Here is an 18,046-nt window from a genome sequence, read left to right as displayed (position 1 = left end):
AGCCCCTAGTCCGGCCGGCCCCACTCCAGCACACCGGACACGAAACTGGCGGCGAATCCGCCACCGGTGGAGACACTGCACGAAACCCGGGTGTCGGTGACACTCCCACCGACCCGTCGGCAGTAGTCGGCCCGACCATCGCCGTTGACGTCCGCCCAACCACGGCCGGTGTGGAAACCCCAGTCGATGTTCCCCGAGGTGACCTCGGCGCCGAAGCCGGTGCCGGTCGACAGCAGGCAGGACAACCCCGCGTCGCTGTGGTTGGCCGTACCCCGGACCCGGCAGAAGTCCGCCCTGCCGTCGGCGTTCACGTCGGACCAGGTACGGCTGCCGGGCTGGCCCCAGTCCGCCAGGCCGGAGACGACGGTCGCGCCGAAGCCGGTACCGGTGGACAGGGTGCACGCCATCCTCGGCTCGGCGATCGAGCCCACCCGGCGGCAGTAGTCGGACTTGTGGTCACCGTTGACATCGGCCCACACCCGGTCCGAACCGAATCCCCAGTCCGTCGGCTGCGAGGTGAACGACGCCCCGAAGCTGCCTCCGGTGGAGACCGTGCAGGTCACGTACGCCGCGGTGTGGTTCGCGGTACCGACGACCCGGCAGAAGTCCGCCTTGCCGTCCCCGTTGAAGTCGGTGAACGCCCGTCCGGCCGCGGCACCCCAGTCCAGGTTGGCCGAGTTGATGTCGCCGCCGAACCCGGTGCCGGTCGAGGGGGTGCAGGACACGAACGCGTCGGTGTGGTTCGTACCGCCCCGCACCCGGCAGAAATCGGCTCTGCCGTCGCCGTTGACGTCCGCCCAGGACCGCCCGGGGGAGTGCCCGGCGTCGAGCTTCGCGGAGGCGATGGTGGTGCCGAAACCGCCGCCGGTCGAGAGCGTGCACAGCGCGTACGCGTTGGTGCGGTTGTCGGCGCCGCCGATCCGGCAGTAGTCGGCCTTCCCGTCCCCGTTCATGTCAGCCCACTGCCGCCCGACCAGGTACCCCCAGTCGATGACGCCCGACGTCACCGTCGCGCCGTAGCCCGAGCCGGTCGACAACGTGCAGGAGACCCTGCTGTCCTGCTGGTTGACCGTGCCAACCCGACGGCAGTGGTCGTCCTTGCCGTCGCCGTCGACGTCGACCCACGCCAACCCCGCCGGCCCGTACTCGCGTATCCCGTGCAGCTGCCGGTCCAGCACCTTCGGCAGGCTGCTCGAACACGCCGGCGACTCGGGGCAGCTCGCCGCCCGCTCGACGTTGCCCTGCAACGCCCGGTAGAGCACGCCGTCCTCGTTCACCATGAGGGTCCCGTCGGCGGGGGTGAGCGGCATGGCGGTGTACGCCCGGCTCGGGATCCGCCTGACCAACTGGCCCCAGTCCGGGCCGGCCACCTCCGTGGCGTCCGCGCCGCTACCGAACGGGACACGGGCACCGCCGACGACCTGTGCGACCGCCGTCAGGGTGTCGCCCGACTTCCCCTGTACGAGGGTCTTCGTGGCGGGAACCGTCGGCAGTGCCTGGTACGCCCGCGGCGGCACCGCCCGTACGTGCAGTGCCCATTCGGCGCCGTAGCCGACGTCGGTGACCTCCTGCGGGTTCGCGAACGGGATCACCGCACCACCAACGATCTTGGCGACCGGGGTACTGCCGTTGATGCCCTGGATCAGGGTGCCGTCGGCCGGCACGTCGGCCCGCAGCTCGTTGAAGACCCGGGTCGGGATGATCTGCACCTTGCTCGGCCAGTCCGTCCCGTATCCGGCGTCGATGAGTTCCTGCGGGCTGCCGAAGTTGATCCGCGCCCCGCCGACCATGGCCGCCACCGGCGTGGCCGCGCCCCCACCTGAGCCCTGGATCAGGGTGTTGTCGGTGGGGATCCTCGGCCTCGCGTGGAAGAACCGCGCGGGGACGGCGCGGACCTTGCTCGCCCAGTTGGTGCCGTGTCCGGAGTCGATCACCTCCTGCTCGTTAGCGAACGGGATGACCGCCGTACCGGCGATCGCGGCGACAGCGGTGGAGACACCACCGGCAACACCCTGGACCAGGGTGCCGTTGGCCGGTTCGAAGCCCAGGGTGTGGTAGCTGTTCGCGGTGATCGCCGTCACCTTGCCCCGCCAGCCGGTGCCGTGGCCGGTCTCGATCACCTCCTGCTCGTTGGCGAACGGAACGAGCGCGCCACCGAGCGTCGCGGCCACCGGAAGATCGGTGCTGCCGGCCACGGCCTGGACGAGGTTACCGTCGGCGGGTCGCCGGTTCATGTGGTCGCGGGCGTCGATCGACCAGTCCGACACCTTGACCGGGGTGCCGCAGTTGACCGGGGCGGCGCACGACTCCTGCCAGAGCGGGGCGCCTCCGACGAACACGTACACCTGACCACGCTGGTCGATGGCGGACGAGCCGTTCCGCGGGGTGGCCGGACCGGCGTCGATCACCGCCTGCGTCGTCGGACGCGACTGCGGCTCGCAGATCCGGTCGTCGCAGGTCGCCTGCCAGACCGGCGCGCCACCCACCATCTTGTAGATCCGCCTGGTGTCGGTCGTCGCCAGTACGGTGCCGTCGGCGAGGCCGCGAACGTCCGTCACCGGCTGCGGCGCCGGTGGCGTGGGCGGCGTGGTGCCGCCGGTGCCCGGCCCGCGTCCCGGGGCACGAGTGAAGTTGTCGCCGCACGCCACCGCCAACGTGGAGTTGACGGGTACCCGGCAGACACCGAACGACATGGGGATCCGGGCCACCGATGCCGACAGGCTGCAGTAGCCACTGCCCTCGGCCGGCACCAGTCTCGTGATCACCTTCCGGAACACGTATTCCGTGTACGGGGTCATCCGCACGAACTCGCCGGCCTCGGTCGGCACGGAGAGTTTCGTCGACCAGTTGATCTGCATGCTGACCTGCGTCTGGAAGCCGGCCTGCACACTCAGCTCGACGATCTTGTCAAGGCTCAGCCCGCCCTGGACGGTGATGGATGCGGTCTTCGTCTGCGACCAGGTCAGGGAGTATTCGCCGACCTCTCTGGTGTGTGCGTTGCCGTACCGCCCGACGGGCAGCGAAGCCTCCTGCTCCAGCTCGTTCTCGGCCCACGACAGGACCGTGTGCTCCGGCCGGGTGTTCCAGCAGGGGTCGCGGTACCAGTCGTCGGCGGCCGCCGCCGAGGGCCGGACCGTCACCGCCGCCACCGACAACAGCACGCTCATGACCACCAGCGCGAAGAGCGTCGTTCCGCGCCACGGCGGACCACCGTCGTTCCCTTCCCTGAACCGCCGCGAGACGTGGCGGGAAAGCCCTGGCATACAACTCCCATCCTGGACACCACCGACGCTGCCGGCCGTCACCGGGCGCGTCGGACCCGATCGAGGCCTGATCCGGTCGGGCGACCCTGCCGGAGTCGGCTACACGGCCGCCATACACGTACGTATGGGATCCGCGGTCGCGTTGACCTCAGCCAGGGTTCAGGTGCCGCACTGTCGGCCATGGATCTCGACGGTTCACGCGTCGCCATCACCGGCGCGGCACGTGGCACCGGTCGGCTGCTGGCCGAGGCGTTCGCCGAACACGGAGCACAGATCTTCCGCTCGGCCCGCGCCCTGCCGGACGGCCGGCGGGCCGCGGCAGTCGACGGCGCTCTCGCTTGGCGAGCATCACTGTTCGACGGACGGGACTGCTCGCCGTCGGGGCGGGCGGCCCCGTCAGGCAGATCTGCCGGAGCGGCGATCTTTCAGCCAGGCAGCAGCGACCCGTCCACCTGTCGTCGGACCAGCGCCATCGTCAATGCCCCCGCGAGGAGGAACAGCACGCCGAGAAGAATCCAACCGGGCGAACCGTGCTGAATCGCGGTCGCCGTCACGACCAGCGGCGCGAGCATCGAGCCCAGTGCCGCTCCGGTCTGGCTGACACCCTGATACGCGCCGACGTTGGCCGGGTCGGCAAGCTCGAAGGCGAGCGTCCAACTGCCTGCCTCGGACAGGATCTCGGCGAGGCTGTGTGCCACGGTCGCGAGCGTCAGCACCACCACGACGACAGCGATCGCGCCGTGGGCGGACAGGGCGTACAGGCCACAGGCCAGCGCGAGCAAGGTGCCGGCCCCGGCGACCGCGCGGCCGGCCGAGCGGATGGCTTTCGCTCCGCGTGCCGCCCAGACCTGAAGTAGGGACACGATGACGGTATTCAATGCCAGCATCGCCGCGATGGTCGCCGGGGGCGCCTTCGTCGAGCCGGCGACCCAGAGTGGTACTCCCACCGTGAGCATGCTGACTTGCATGCTCATGACGGCGTAGAGGCCGGTGATGGCCAGATAGGTCCGGTCGCGCAGTGGTGATCGGCGTCCGCCGGCCGTCCGAGACCCGTCGGTCGCGGTGAGCTCGGCGCCGCGGTCCATCCGGCGCAGCAAGAATGCGGAGACGAACAGCAATGCTCCGGTGGTGAGCATCGCCAGCAGATATGCCGGTTTCGTGTCGAGCACGAGGGCGACGGCTGCCAGCGCGGTTCCCACGCCGATGAAAGCGTTGGTGATCACCCGCAGGCGGGCGCGCATCTCCACGCGGTCCGGGCCGGTGAACGACTCGGCGATCATCGTCGTCAGGGCGGTGCGCTGCATGGCCTGTTGTCCGACGGCGGCGCAGGCGACGACAACGAACGCGGCCGGGGTGTGCGCCAGGAGGTAGGCCACCAGCGCCAGGCCCTGGCCGGCGGTCGTGGCGAGCAGCACCCGGCGCGCGCCGACGACACGGGCCAGGTAGCCCGCAGCCAGCGCGGCGGGGACGGCGACCGCCCCGGCGATCGTCAACCCGAGCGCGACCGTGGTCGCGGCGAAGCCGGCGACGTGGGTGAAGAACAGCACGCTGACGCTGAAGAAGACTCCCTTGGAAAGCGAGCTGGTCATGGTGGCCCAGGTCAGCGCGCGGGCGACGGGATCGTCCGGACGCAGGTACCGCCGAACCCAGCCGGCCGCCGCCGACCTGTGGCGGTCTGTCACAAGAAGCATGCCGTCAGTTGTCGCAGGGTACCGACCGGCCACGCCAACGATGTAGCCTTTTGCTTCATGGTCCGGTACGAGTTGCTCGGCATGGATGTCGCCGATCTCCGATTCGCGGTGTCCCCGCTCAACGAGGCGGTGCTGTCCCTCCGGGCTTGGCGCGATCCAGGACGATATCCGCTTCAGTTGCACTGGCTACGCACGCTCGAAGCCGTGCGCGGCAGCCTTGACGAGGCCATGCTGCTCGCATTGACGGACGTACGGCTGTGGACACCCGACTTTCTCAACCCGCGTCCGCACTCACCGCTGACCCGCTTCGACGACGAACTCGCGAAACTGGCCAGTACCGACCCGACGGTCATCGAACGAGACCTGCGAGCGGTGCACGGCGCGACGCCACTTCCCGAACCGCTACAGGGTTCCGCCGCGGAGGTGCTCAATCGGATCATCGATGCGCTCGCCGCGTACTGGCGGTTCTGCTTCGAGCCGCACTGGCCACGGATGCGGGCGATCCTCGAAGGCGACGCCACGTTCCGAGGACGACAAATCGCCCAGCGGGGTCTCGCCACGATGCTCAGCGGATTGTCGGACACGGTGCGGCTCGTCGGAAACGTGGTCGAGGTACGGCTGCGCTCGAAGCTCGACTACGCGCGACCGGCCAATGGCGGGCTGACCCTGGTGCCGAGCCTGTGGACCACCAACGCCTCGACACCCATCTCGGCCGACGAGCCACCGATGATCCTCTATTCCGCGCGTGGCGCGGCGACCCTGTGGGAGCCGCAGGCCCTGCCCGCGCCGGACGGTCTCGCAGGACTGCTGGGCACCACTCGGGCCGGTCTGCTCAGCCATCTCGACACGCCCGCATCCTCCACCGAGTTGGCCGCCCGCCTCGGCGTCACCCCGACAGCGGTCAATCAGCACCTCCGAGCATTGCGTGCGGGCGGACTGCTGGTCGGCACCCGACACGGCCGATCGGTGCTCTACCGCCGCTCCGACCTCGGCGACATGTTGGTTACCTCGGCCGCTCCGCATTCGTGAGGCCCTCGCAGCCCATCGGCGCGGCCGTCCACCAACATCGGCGGACCGCCAGACACCGCCCCGGCGCGCCACCTCCGGCACCGCTCACACCAGCAGGGCCCAACCCGGGGGCGTACCCGATCCGGTCGATCACCGCGGCCCTCGGAGCACTCGGCCGTCCGCGCACGACGACGGCCGCACCATGCAGACGCCCAGGTCTCACCCGGTCACAACGCGTTCGCCAGGGCGGTTCGGGTACCGCCACGTCCACTTTCACGTTTTCCCAGCTCAAAGGTTATGGGTGGGGCGGGCGGGACTCGAACCCGCGACCGAGGGATTATGAGTCCCCTGCTCTAACCGACTGAGCTACCGCCCCGCGCTGGCAGCGCCCGGGAGCGTATCCCGGTGTACCGCCGACCGACCACCGACATCGCAGCCGAGCACCCCGACGGGAGCTGACACGGTCGACGGTCCGGTGACGCCACCGGGCCCGGCGTATCCCGCCGGATCCGGCACGGCGAGGATAGCAACCGGAGCCGACAATCGGGCGACGCCGCATCGGCCCGTCAGCCCCTGCCGGGGACGTGATCCGATCACCCTCCGGACCGGGGGATCACTCGGGACCGAGGGATTATGAGTCCCCCGCTCCGACAGAGCCGGCACCCCGCAGCCGTCGGAGGATCGCACCGGCGGCGCGCCAGCCGCTGGCCAGTGCGCCCTGCGCCGACGGGGTGGCCCGGTGGTCACCGGCCACGAAAAGGCCATCCCCCAGCACCACCGGCGCACGGAGCCGCCGTCGGGGCGGCGGGGCGGCGGGCAGCGCCGCCGGCACCGCCACCGTGGTCAGGTGCTCCCAGTCGTCGACCGGTACGCCGTACAGCCGCGCGAGTTCGGCCCGGACGACCGGCTCCGGCGGGGCCTGCGGTCCGGCGACCGAGGTGGCGACCAGGTGCCGCCCGGCCGGGGCGTACGTCGGCGCGGCCAGACTCGGCACGACGGTGTTGGCCACCAGGCCGCCCCGGTCCCCGTCGAGCAGCAGGACCGGTTCGTCCAGCGGCGGCTGTGCGGTCGAGTGGTAGTACGTGGTCAGCCCGTTCATCCGTACCGGCGGCAGGCCGGGGAGCAGCCGGTTGGCCGTACCCGGGTCGACGGCGACCAGGACGGCCCGGCAGCGGATCGGGCCGGCCGCGGTGGTCACCAGCCCGGACCGGACCGAGGTGACCGGCACGCCCAGGGTGATCAGTGGGGTGGGCAGCGTTGCCGCCAGCGCTGCCGGCAACGCCGCCATCCCGGCCGCCGGCAGCCCGATCCGGCCCCGGGCGAAGGCGCGGACGACCATCGCCAGCACGTGGCTGGAGGTGGTCAGCTCCCGCTCGCCGAAGACTCCGGAGAGGAACGGCCGGAGCAGTTCCTCCATGCCCCGGTCCGAGAGCCCGACCCGACGCAGCTCCAGCTCGGTGGTCAGCTCCGGCACCGCCAGCAGCCGCTCCACCGGGTACGTGGCGCAGCGGGCGGCGTACCCGGCCAGCCGGAGCCGGTCGAAGGCGTACCCCACGCTGCTGATCCGCTCCGCGCCCGCCGTCCGGGCCAGGGCACCGACGGCCCCGGGTGCCTGTCCGATCCGGCCGAGCTGTGCGGCGTCGGCAAGGCCGGTGAGCACGGTGCGGGCCGCGCCGAGCGGATCGCGCAGCGGGTGGACCATCCGGTGCAGACCCGCGCCCCGCCGGACCAGTACGCCGTGGGTGAGGAGGCCGAGCTCCAGGTCGTCCGGGTCGAGCAGCGCCGCCTGCCGGGGGTAGGCGGTGTTCACCACCTGGAAGCCCCGGTCGAGCAGGTAGCCGTCGACCCGGTCGGTGGCGACCCGGCCGCCGAGCCGGTCGGCGGCCTCGACCAGGACCCACGGGGTGCCGGCCCGGTGCAGCCGGCGGGCGGCGGCCAGCCCGGCCAGGCCGCCGCCGACGATCACGACGTCGGTTTCGGCGGGTGGCGCGGTGCCGGTCGCCGGTGCCACCGGGTCACCCGTCCGCACCGGAACTCCCGCCAACGGGTGGGGGCGCGTCCCGGGCCAGCCGGGACGGCCACCAGATCACCGGTCCGAGGTCGTGGCTCAACGCCGGCACCAGCAGCGTGCGGACCACGATGGTGTCCAGCAGTACGCCGAGCGCGACCACCACGCCCAGTTCGATCAGGATCACCAGTGGGAGTACGGCGAGCGCCGAGAAGGTCGCGGCGAGGACGATCCCGGCCGAGGTGATGACGCCGCCGGTGACGACCAGTCCGCGCAGCACCCCGGCCCGGGTCCCCTGTCGGACGGCCTCCTCACGGACCCGACTCATCAGGAAGATGTTGTAGTCGATCCCGAGTGCGACCAGGAAGACGAAGGCGAACAGCGGGAAGGACGCGTCGACCCCGGGGAACCCGAAGACGTACCGGAACAGCAGCGCGCAGAGCCCGAGGGTGGCCAGAAACGACAGCACCACGGTCAGGATCAGCAGCACCGGGGCGAGCAGGGAGCGCAGCAGCAGCGCCAGGATCACCACGATCACCGCGAGGACAACCAGGATGATGACGTTCCGATCCCGGATCGCCGCATCCGAGGTGTCGACAGTGATGGCGGTGAATCCGCCGACCAACGCGTCCGCACCGGGCACCGCGTGTACGGCGACCCGCAGCTGGCGTACGGTCCGCTCCGCCTCCTCGCTGTCCGGCGCGGCGGTCAGGGTGGCCAGGAGCTGGACCCGCCCGTCCACCACCTTGGGTTCGGCGGCGGTGGACGGAGCACCGGACCCGTCGGGGCTCCCTGGCTGGCCGCCAGGCTGCCCACCGGGGCCGGCCGGGGCGCCGGGCGGGGTGGCCGGCACGGCGCGGACGTCGGCCACCCCGGGCACCGCCCGGGCGGCGGCCAGCACCTGGTCGGCGGCGCCGGCGGCGGTGAAGATCTCGGCCGGGGTGCCCTGTCCGCGGGAGGGGAAGTGCCGGTCGATCGCCTCCTGGGCGACCACCGAGTCCGGCCGGTTGGTGAACAGTTCCGTCTCACCGAGCCGGGTGCTGCCGAGCTGGGTCACTCCGACGGCGAGCCCGACCAGGACCAGGCTGGTGGCCAGCCAGACGAGCCGGGCGCGACGGGCAACGAAGTCGGCGGTCGGTTTCCAGAGCCGGCCGACGGTGGCGGCGTGCTCCCGGTTCGGGGTCCGGGGCCAGAACATCCACCTGCCGCCCAGCATCAGCAACGCGGGCAGGAAGGTGAGCATGACCACCAGGGTGGCCGCGATACCGACGGCGGAGACCGGGCCGAGGGCCTGGTTCGAGGTGAGGCTGGAGAGCAGCAGGCAGACCAGGCCGGCGATCACGGTGCCGGCGGAGGCGACGATGGCCGGGGCGGCGCCGCGCCAGGCGGCGAGCATGGCCCGGACGATTCCCTCGTGGTGGCAGAGTTCCTCGCGGTACCGGGCGATCAGCAGCAGGGCGTAGTCGGTGCCGGCACCGAAGACCAGCACGGTGAGGATGCCCTGGGCCTGCCCGTTCAGCATGATGACGCCGGAGGCGGCCAGCTGGTGGACGGCGAAGGCGGCGAGCGTGTACGACAGGCCGGCGGCGAGCATCGGGATGACCCACAGGATCGGGCTGCGGTAGACGACGAGCAGGATGACCAGTACCACGCCGAGGGTGACCAGCAGCAGTGGCCCGTCGATCGAGGAGAAGACCTCGACCAGGTCACCGAGGAAGCCGGCGGGGCCGCCGACCGCGACCTGCAGGCCGTCCGTGGCGGTCTCCCCGGCGGTACGGCGCAGTTCGCCGACCAGTTCGGGGGTGCGGTTGCCGTCCGCGCTGTCGACCGGCACCACCACCTGCAGCGCCCTGCCGTCGTCGCTGGGTATCGGCGGCGACAGCGGCGGGACCACCCCGGGCAGCTCGGCGAACCGGGCGGTCGCCGCGGCCACCCGCTGCCGGTCGGCGTCGGTGAGCCCGCTCTCCCGGGTGTAGACGACCAGCGCGGGCACGGTTTCCCGCTCGGCGAACTCGGCGGAGCGCCGCTGGGCCCGGGTCGCCTCCGCGTCCTCCGGCAGGAACGCCGCGTTGTCGTTGACCGCGACGTCGCTGAGCCGTCCCGCGTACGGCCCGGCGAAGGCGCCGACGGCCAACCAGCCGAGCACCAGGAGACCGGCGACCAGCAGAGCGACCCGGCTACGGGATCCGGCCATCTTCTCCATCCGTTCCGGGTGCGGTTTCCCCGAGCGCGCGTGGGGGCGCACCCGTCGACGCGTGGGGGGCGCACCTGTCGACCCCGCCGCCTCCGGAAGGTACCGGCTCGGTGGCCGAGCCGCAGCGCGACGGCGCGGACGCGTCGGAGCGGTCCTGGAACGAACAATGCCCGCCAGCTGGCCGGCGGGCATCAGGTGAGAGGAGCTCCCCCGATTGGACTCGAACCAATAACCTGCCGGTTAACAGCCGGCTGCTCTGCCAATTGAGCTACAGGGGATCGCTGGTCCCGCTGCGGATCTCTCCTTCGCGGTGCGACGGGACAAGAGTACAGGACGAGCGGGGGTGGTGGTCCACCGGGTTCTCCCCCGACGCCGGCCCGGGGCCGTCTCCCCGGGACCGTCTCCCCGGGACCGGACAAATCGTCAGGTCGACCCCAACCAGGCATGACTACGGTGGAGGATGGGTACGGACCTGGAGACAGACGACGCAGGCGCGAGACACCTCACCGCCGGGAACACCGGTGGACGGAGCGCGTCAACACGGAAGGAGCCGCCATGCGCGGAAAGCTGTGGTTCGTCGGCGGGCTGGCTGTGGGCTTCGTCCTGGGCGCCCGCGCGGGCCGGGAGCGGTACGAGCAGCTGGTCATGCAGGGTCGCAAGGTTCTCGACCACCCGACGGTGCAGGAGGCGGCCGGGGTGGCCCAGGCCCAGGCGAACCGGCTCTACGCCGAGGGCAAGGACCGGCTCAGCCACACCCGGCTGGGCGAGAAGCTCGGCGCCGCCGCCGGCAACGGCACCACCGGAAACAACGGTGGGTCGGCCGCACTGGTCGCTGGAGACAGCGGCACCGAATCCGGCACCTCGTCGAAGTCGACCACGTCGTCGGGGTCGACGTCCAGCCCCTCCCCGGCCAGCGCCTCCCGGTCCGGTGGCGCCGGTACCAACGGCACCACGTTCTGACCGGCCCGGCCCGACCCCGGGCCGGGGAGGCTCACACAGACGGGTGACCCGTCCGGCCATGGCCGGACGGGTCACCTCTGGCTGTCACGCCGCCTCCGGCTGTCACGCCGCCTCTGGCGGTCGCGGTCACCTCTGGCGGTCGGGCCGGCGACCGCGCTCAGTCGCGGCTGCTGAACGCCGCGTCGAAGGCGGCGTTCGGTGCGTCGAAGGCCAGCCGGCGGACGAACTGCAACGCCTCCGGCGCCCCGACCAGCCGGTCCATCCCGGCGTCCTCCCACTCGACGGAGATCGGGCCGTCGTAGCCGATGGCGTTCAACGCCCGGAAGCAGTCCTCCCACGGCACGTCGCCGTGGCCGGTGGAGACGAAGTCCCAGCCCCGGCGCATATCGGCCCAGGGCAGGTGGGACGAGAGCCGGCCCCGGCGGCCGTCACCGGTACGGACCTTCGCGTCCTTGCAGTCCACGTGGTAGATCCGGTCGGCGAAGTCGAAGATGAAGTTCACCGGGTCCAGCTCCTGCCAGACGAAGTGCGACGGGTCCCAGTTCAGCCCGAACGCCGGCCGGTTGCCGATCGCCTCCAGGGTCCGCTTGGTGGTCCAGTAGTCGTACGCGATCTCGCTCGGGTGCACCTCGTGGGCGAACCGCACCCCGACCTCGTCGAAGACGTCGAGGATCGGGTTGAAGCGGTTGGCGAAGTCCTCGTACCCCTTCTCGATCATCGACGGCGGCACCGGCGGGAACATGGCCAGGGTGTGCCAGATCGACGAGCCGGTGAAGCCGACGACCGTCTTCACCCCGAGCTTCGCCGCCGCCCGGGCGGTGTCCTTGATCTCCTCGGCGGCCCGCTGCCGTACTCCCTCGGGCTCCCCGTCGCCCCAGATCCGGGCCGGCAGGATGTCCTGGTGCCGCTCGTCGATCGGGTGGTCGCAGACCGCCTGCCCGACGAGATGGTTGGAGATGGTGAAGACCTGCAGGTTGTACTTGGCCAACGTCTCCCGCTTGCGGTCGACGTACGAGGGGTCGGCGAGGGCCTTGTCGACCTCGAAGTGGTCACCCCAGCAGGCGATCTCCAGCCCGTCGTAGCCCCACTCCGAGGCGAGCCGGCACACCTCCTCGAACGGCAGGTCGGCCCACTGGCCGGTGAAGAGCGTGATGGGTCGCGCCATGGTCTTCTCCCTGTTGATCACACGCGGGATTCGCGACTGCGCCGTACGCGGCGCCGGTGGACCGGGGCGAGGGTGACCGTCCGGGACGGCGGCGAAGTTCTCCGGCGACGTGTCCGGCGCGTGCGTCACCCGCACCCGAGCCGGGCGGGTTGCGCCTCCCGCCTGGTCGCCGGCCACCACCGAGGATCGCCGAGACCACTCTAGGCGGTCGCGGCCGGACCGAGAAAGACCCCGTACCCGTGACGGATCGCCCCGGACCGGTGGGCTCCGGTCCGGGGCGATCGGGTGGTGGGGTGGGCGGTCCCGGTCACGCGGCCGGAACCGAAGGGTCAGGGCAGGGTCCACCGCTGGTTGGCGGCGCCGGAGATGCACTGCCAGAGGTGTACGTCCTGACCGTCCGCCGAGCTGTTGTTCGACACGTCAAGGCACTTGCCGGAGTTGGGGTTACGCAGCGTGCCGTCGGACTGGGCGGTCCAGTTCTGTGCCGCCCCACCGTTGCAGGTCCAGAGCTGGATCTTCGTACCGTTCGCCGTGCCCGCACCGGAGACGTCGAGGCACTTACCGAGGGCCCGCAGGGTCTGCCCGGTACGGGTCCAGGTCTGCCGGGCCGAGTTCGGTGCGCAGGTGTTGATCTGTGCCTGCGCCCCGTCGGCGCTGCTGCCACCGTCGATCTCCAGGCACTTGCCGGCGAGCCCGACCACCGGCCCGGTCCCGGTGCTGCCGCCGGTCGAGCGGACCAGGGTGAACTCGTCCACGTCGTAGAGCCCACCGCCGGAGCCGGCGACGGTCAGGTAGAGGTTCTGGGTGCCGCTCGGCACCCCGCTCAGCGCGGTGCTCACCTCGGTGAAGTTCTCCCAGCCACCGGTGTTCGAGATCGTCGCGGTGCCGTGCACCGGGCCGGTCTGGGACCCGGTCCGGACCTGGAGGGTGCCGCCGGCACCACCGGAGGCGACCCGGGCCCGCAGCGAGGTGACTCCGGACAGGTTCTGCCCGTTGTACGCGGCCCAGTCACCCGGGTCGAGGTACCCGATCGCCGAGCCGCCGACAGCGCTGGCCTTACCGACCACTGTGACGCCGCTCTGCGCACTGAACGCCTCGGCCTGCACCGTGGTGTTGCCGACCGGGTCCGGGCCGGGACCGGTGCCGAGCTCCTTGATCCGGATGTTCCGGAACGACACGTCGTCACCGGTGCCGTGGTTCTGGATCCCGACGTAGCCGGCCAACGACCGCACCGGGTCGGTGTTGGTGAAGTCGTTGACCAGCACACCGTTCAGGTAGACCCGCAGCCGCTCCCCCTCGACCAGCAGCTCGTAGCTGTTCCACTCGCCGGGTGGGTTCAGCGCGGCGTCGCGGGCGGTGATGTCCGCCGACTTGAAGCCGTAGATCGCGCCGGTGGTCCGGTCGGCGCTGTCGGTGGCGTCGATCTGCACCTCGTAGCCGTTGTCGATCGCCGACTGCGGGTCGGTCGACGCCGGGAAGCCGACGAACACCCCGGAGTTGTCGTCGCCGGGCATCCGCCAGTCCAGCTTCAGCGAGTACGAGGTGTACTGCTTGGCGCTGTACCAGTACAGGCCCATGCCGCCGACCGAGGTCAGCGTGGCGTCGGAGTTGCTGAAGCTGCCCGGCCCGGCCTGGGACCAGCCGGTGGTCGAGCCGTTGTAGATGGCGGTGTAGCCGGTCTCGGGCCGACAGTCCGCCCTGGTCCGGCCGGCCGCGTACCGGATGCCGCCGAGCAGGTGCGCCCGGAACGCCGAGTCGGTGTACGAGGCCTGGGTGTGCCCACCGCCGGTGTAGAAGGAACGGCCCCCCTCGTACGTCTTGCACCAGGCGTGCGGGTGGTCCGTGCCCATCCCGCCACCGGAGTACGACGACTCGTCGAGCGTCGCCAGCACCCGGGCGGTGGACCGGGCGTTGGTGCGGTAGTTGTACCACTCGTCGGTGCGGGTCCAGGTCTGCGGCAGGTGTGCGGTCGCCGCGTGCGCCCGGTTCTCGACCTTCACGTTGGCCTGCTGGATCGCCGGGTGCGAGGCGAAGTACGCCCCGACCAGGTTGCCGTAGAACGACCAGTCGTACTCGGTGTCGGCGGCGGAGTGCACCCCGACGTACCCTCCGCCACCGCGGATGTACGACTCGAAGGCAGTCTGCTGAGTGGCGTTGAGTACGTCACCGGTGGTGTTCAGGAAGACCACCGCCTCGTACTGGGCAAGGTTGCTGGTGGTGAACCCGGTCGAGTCCTCGGTGGCGGTCACGGTGAAGCTGTTCGCCGCGCCGAGGTCTCGGATCGCCTGGATCCCGGCCGGAATGGCGTCGTGCCGAAACCCGGCGGTCTTGGAGAAGACCAGCACGTCGTACGGGGTGTCGGCGGCGCTGGCCGGGCCGGCCGGCACCGTGGTGCAGGCCAGTACCACGAGCGCGCTGGTGGTGAGACCGAGGACCGAGCGGATCGGCCTCCGGTCGGGGCGGTGCGGTCGTCTGCGCATCGTCGCTCTCCTCGTGAGGGCGGTGGGATGAGGACGGTGGGAAGGGCCCCTCCCGCTGCGGATCGCGAGGAGGCCCCTCCCGACCGGTCAGGGCAGGGTCCAGCGCTGGTTGGCGGCGCCGGCTATGCATTCCCAGAGGTGGACGTCCTGGCCGTTGGCGGAGCTGTTGTTGGAGACGTCCAGGCACTTGCCCGACGACGGGTTGCGGAGGGTGCCGTCGGACTGTGGGGCCCAGTTCTGGGCGGCGGTGCCGTTGCAGGTCCAGAGCTGGATCTTGGTGCCGTTGGCGGTGCCGGCACCGTTGACGTCCAGGCACTTGCCGAGCGTACGCAGGGTCTGCCCGTTGCGGGTCCAGGTTTGGTGGGTCGAGCCCGTACAGCTCCAGATCTGCGCCTGCGCACCGTCGGCGGTGTTGCCACCGTCGATCTCCAGGCACTTGCTGGCCAGGCCGACGATCGGCCCGGTGCCTGTTCCGGTCGAACTGCCGGTGTTGAGGGTGAAGGCGTCCAGGTCGTAGAGGTGACCGGTGCCGGAGCCGGCGAAGGTCAGGTAGAGCGTGGTGGTGCCGGACGGCGGGTTGCTGATGGTGCCGGAGACGGTGGTGAAGGTGTCCCAGGCGCCGGTGACCGGTACGGCGGCGCTGCCGAGCACCGTGCCGGTGGCCGAGCCGGCCCGGATCTGGAGGGTGCCGCCGGAGCCGGCCGAGGAGACCCGGGCGGTGAACCCGTTGACGTTGTTCAGCCGGTACGGCTGGAACCCGATCCAGTCGCCACTGTTGATGTCACCCACCGTGTACCCGCCCTCGGCGGGCGTCTTGGCGTACCTGGTGATGCCGGAGGAGGTCTCGTAGTGTTCCGCCTGCCGGTGCTTCGGCGCGAGTTCGGCCTGGTTGCGGGTGGTCAGTCCGCCGTTGTCGGTGTACTGGGCGTCGAAGACCGGGAAGATGTTCGCCGCGTCGTCGTGCTCGCCGTCCACCGGGATGGTGATGCTGCCGGTGCAGCCGTTGGCTGAGGTGATCTCGTGGGCGTGACTGTCGTGACCGAGCAGGTAGGTCATCTTGACCCGGGAGCAGTCGACCGTGCCGTCCTCGGGGTCGGTGACGGTGATCTGGAACGGCACCGTCTCACCGAAGTCCACAACCTGCCCGGAGGCCGGGGCGGTGATGGTGACCGTCGGCGCGGTGTTGCCGACGTTGATCGGCACGCTGGCGCTGCCGGTCGCGCCGGCCGGATCCCGTACGGTCAGGGTCGCCGTGTACTGCCCGTTCGTGGTGTACGTCTTCGTCGGGTTGGCCGCCGTGGACGTGGTGCCGTCACCGAAGCTCCAGGAGTACGTCAGCGCGCCGCCCTCCGGGTCGGTCGAGCCAGCCGAGGAGAAGGTCACGGTCAGCGGTGCCGCTCCGGAGGTCGGGGTGGCGCTGGCCATCGCGATCGGGGCCCGGTTGCCGCCGCCGACGTAGTCGAACCGGTAGACCGCCGAGTTGGCGTCCCCGCTGCCCCAGCCTGCGCCGTAGTCGAGCACGTAGTAGGCACCGTCCGGGCCGAACGCCGAGTCCATCACCTGCTTGCCGGTCCACGGGAAGGTGTCGATGGCGCCCCGGGTGCCGTCGGCGTTCACGTGGATGGGCTTGATCCAGCCACGGCCGAACTCGGTGGCGAAGAACTGGCCGTCGAACGAGGAGGGAAACTTGGTAGGCGACGGGTTGTTGGCGTCGTACCGGTAGACCGGGCCGGCGTGCGGCGACTCGGAGCCGCTGCCGAACTCCGACGGGCTGCCGGCGTCACCGGCGTACCTGATCCAGGCCGGCTGCGCCGGCGGCAGGGTGGTCTGGCCGGTGTTGCGGAACGAGTTGTTGGTCGGGCCGCCGGTGCAGTTGTACTTCGCCGCGCTGGGGCCGCTCGGGAAGGTGTACTCGTTGTAGGTCTCCGCGCTGGTGTTCGTCCCGGTGCAGTACGGCCAGCCGTAGTTGCCGGGGGCGGGGACCCGGTTGAACTCGACCTGGCCGCTGGGTCCGCGGCTGGAGTTGGTCGAGCCGGCGTCCGGGCCGTAGTCGGAGACGTAGACGACCCCGGTGGCCCGGTCGACGCTGAGCCGGAACGGGTTGCGGAAGCCCATGGCGTAGATCTCCGGCCGGGTGTTCGGGGTCCCCGGTGCGAACATGTTCCCGGCCGGGATCGAGTACGTCCCGTTCGAGTTCACCTTGATCCGCAGGATCTTGCCCCGCAGGTCGTTGGTGTTGCCGGCGGACCGCTGCGCGTCGTACGCCGGGTAGCGGTTGGTCCGCTCGTCGAGCGGGGAGTAGCCGGACGACTCGAACGGGTTGCTGTCGTCTCCGGTGGAGAGATAGAGGTTGCCGGCCGCGTCGAAGTCGATGTCACCGCCGACGTGGCAGCACATGCCCCGGTCGGCGGCCACGTCGAGCACCGCCACCTGGCTGCTCATGTTGACCGTGTAGTCGGCGTTCAGGGTGAACCGGGACAACCGGTTGACTCCGCTGAACGGCGCGAACTGCGCCGCCGTGCCGGTGGCCGGCGCGTCACCGCCGGGCGTGGACAGTGGCGGTGCGTAGTAGAGGTAGATGTGCCGGTTGCTGGCGAAGTTCGGGTCCACCCCGACGCCCTGCAACCCTTCCTCGTCGTGGGTGTAGACCGGGATCGTCGCGATCACCGAGGTGTTGCCGGCGGCGTCGGTCCGGCGCAACGTGCCGTTGCGGGCGGTGTGCAGGACCGAGCGGTCCGGCAGCACCGCCAGTGACATCGGTTCGCCCAGTTCGGCGACGCCCCGGGCCAGGGTCACCTGCTGGAAGTCGGCCGGATTGATCGTGTGCGCCATGGCCGGGCTGGCCGGGACGACCACCGCCGGTACGGCGGTGGCCACCAGCAGCGCGGCCCCGGTGATCCAGGCCCGGCGCCTCGTCGCGTGGGCCGGACCGACCTGGCGGGAGCCGGGCGATGGGGGTTGGTGGTGTGGAGACATGGTCGTGCACTCCCGTCCTGAACAGGTATGTACAGGCAGGGCGCTCGCCGTCGCGCCAGATGCCGTCGGGGTGGGGCTCGGCCGGAGGGGTCGCCGTACCCGCCAGGCCTCGACCGTCGACCGGTGTGGACGCACCGGTACGCCGATCACCGTCGTGGGCTGACCGCGCCGTCGGTAACCTCGACGTCATACGAATGAGCTTTGCTCGACACACTAATTTCGATGTGTTGATGTGTCCATACCTTCTGCCGCGCCAACATGAACTTCTGTCAACGTGGAAAAAAGTTATGGCAAAGCTGAT

Annotated in this window: 9 protein-coding genes, 2 tRNA genes and 1 pseudogene; 3 read left to right on the top strand and 9 right to left on the bottom strand. The window is 70.9% G+C overall.

Annotation, left to right across the window (positions count from 1 at the left end; translation table 11 throughout):
• Positions 1-5 precede the first annotated feature (5 nt).
• Positions 6-3,167 carry a VCBS repeat-containing protein gene (locus ABGB21_RS17785; RefSeq protein ID WP_347678579.1) on the bottom strand — a complete coding sequence of 1,054 codons (3,162 nt, stop codon included), beginning with the start codon at positions 3,165-3,167 and terminating at the stop codon, positions 6-8.
• Positions 3,168-3,443: 276 nt separating this feature from the next.
• Between ABGB21_RS17785 and ABGB21_RS17780 the strand changes: the two are divergent.
• Positions 3,444-3,554 (top strand): annotated as a pseudogene (locus ABGB21_RS17780) (SDR family NAD(P)-dependent oxidoreductase); the annotation flags it as partial.
• Positions 3,555-3,688: 134 nt separating this feature from the next.
• On the opposite strand, the gene ABGB21_RS17775 reads toward ABGB21_RS17780, so the two are convergent.
• Positions 3,689-4,954 (bottom strand): MFS transporter, encoded by a 1,266-nt coding sequence (locus ABGB21_RS17775; protein WP_347678577.1) that lies wholly within the window; start codon positions 4,952-4,954, stop codon positions 3,689-3,691.
• 57 nt (positions 4,955-5,011) lie between these two features.
• Here ABGB21_RS17775 and ABGB21_RS17770 point away from each other — a divergent pair, with 57 nt between their 5' ends.
• Positions 5,012-5,983: a helix-turn-helix domain-containing protein gene (locus ABGB21_RS17770; RefSeq protein ID WP_347678575.1), complete on the top strand. Its 972-nt coding sequence runs from the start codon at positions 5,012-5,014 to the stop codon at positions 5,981-5,983.
• 281 nt (positions 5,984-6,264) lie between these two features.
• Here the strand turns inward: ABGB21_RS17770 and ABGB21_RS17765 are convergent.
• From ABGB21_RS17765 to ABGB21_RS17750, 4 genes are all read right to left on the bottom strand, one after another.
• A tRNA-Ile gene (locus tag ABGB21_RS17765) sits at positions 6,265-6,338 on the bottom strand.
• Positions 6,339-6,593: 255 nt separating this feature from the next.
• Positions 6,594-7,991 (bottom strand): FAD-dependent oxidoreductase, encoded by a 1,398-nt coding sequence (locus tag ABGB21_RS17760; protein ID WP_347678573.1) that lies wholly within the window; start codon positions 7,989-7,991, stop codon positions 6,594-6,596.
• Positions 7,978-10,173, bottom strand: coding sequence for an MMPL family transporter (locus ABGB21_RS17755; protein WP_347678571.1), 2,196 nt, complete (start codon positions 10,171-10,173; stop codon positions 7,978-7,980). Before ABGB21_RS17755 ends, ABGB21_RS17760 begins: the two co-directional genes overlap by 14 nt.
• Before the next feature lie 196 nt (positions 10,174-10,369).
• Positions 10,370-10,442: transfer RNA gene (locus ABGB21_RS17750), tRNA-Asn, on the bottom strand.
• Positions 10,443-10,719: 277 nt separating this feature from the next.
• Here ABGB21_RS17750 and ABGB21_RS17745 point away from each other — a divergent pair.
• Positions 10,720-11,124 carry a hypothetical protein gene (locus tag ABGB21_RS17745; protein WP_347653975.1) on the top strand — a complete coding sequence of 135 codons (405 nt, stop codon included), beginning with the start codon at positions 10,720-10,722 and terminating at the stop codon, positions 11,122-11,124.
• 157 nt (positions 11,125-11,281) lie between these two features.
• Here the strand turns inward: ABGB21_RS17745 and ABGB21_RS17740 are convergent, their stop codons facing one another.
• The 3 genes from ABGB21_RS17740 to ABGB21_RS17730 form a co-directional block, all read right to left on the bottom strand.
• The gene (locus ABGB21_RS17740) at positions 11,282-12,289 is read right to left on the bottom strand and encodes a sugar phosphate isomerase/epimerase family protein (protein WP_347653976.1); all 1,008 of its coding nucleotides are present in this window, start codon (positions 12,287-12,289) and stop codon (positions 11,282-11,284) included.
• Positions 12,290-12,618: 329 nt separating this feature from the next.
• Positions 12,619-14,769 carry a ThuA domain-containing protein gene (locus ABGB21_RS17735; protein WP_347678569.1) on the bottom strand — a complete coding sequence of 717 codons (2,151 nt, stop codon included), beginning with the start codon at positions 14,767-14,769 and terminating at the stop codon, positions 12,619-12,621.
• A gap of 87 nt (positions 14,770-14,856) precedes the next feature.
• The gene (locus ABGB21_RS17730) at positions 14,857-17,601 is read right to left on the bottom strand and encodes a PQQ-dependent sugar dehydrogenase (protein ID WP_347654147.1); all 2,745 of its coding nucleotides are present in this window, start codon (positions 17,599-17,601) and stop codon (positions 14,857-14,859) included.
• Between the last annotated feature and the right edge of the window lie 445 nt (positions 17,602-18,046).

Source organism: Plantactinospora sp. B24E8 (assembly GCF_039871735.1).
Taxonomy (GTDB): domain Bacteria; phylum Actinomycetota; class Actinomycetes; order Mycobacteriales; family Micromonosporaceae; genus Plantactinospora.
The sequence above is the reverse complement of the archived record's forward strand: the minus strand, read 5'-3'. Positions and strand labels throughout refer to the sequence as shown.